This window comes from Nocardioides humilatus, from assembly GCF_008373755.1.
In the GTDB taxonomy this organism is placed as follows: domain Bacteria; phylum Actinomycetota; class Actinomycetes; order Propionibacteriales; family Nocardioidaceae; genus Nocardioides; species Nocardioides humilatus.
Genome location: NZ_VUJV01000235.1, coordinates 1 through 242 on the forward strand (window position 1 = coordinate 1; position 242 = coordinate 242).

Below are 242 nucleotides of genomic sequence, written 5' to 3' on the forward strand. Positions count from 1 at the left end.
GACGACCCGCTCGAGCTCGAAGTGCATGGGGTCGGTGTAACCCCAGTCGGCACCCCAAGCGAAGCCCCACCGCTTGAAGACGGCGACGACCGCCCGGGACATCTGCCCGACGGTGCCGCGCTGGTTGCCGGGCACGTTGAGGTCGAGCGCCAGGCCGAAGGCGTGGTTGGACAGCCGCCGGGTGCCGGCGATGTAGCGCGGGTAGTAGCAGCCGGCGTACTCGTCGGGGTGTATCTCGCCGG

At 70.2% G+C, this 242-nt stretch carries 1 protein-coding gene; it reads right to left on the reverse strand.

Annotation, left to right across the window (positions count from 1 at the left end):
• Positions 1 to 242: M15 family metallopeptidase (locus F0U44_RS22790; RefSeq protein ID WP_149730662.1), on the reverse strand; the 242-nt coding region annotated here is incomplete at both ends.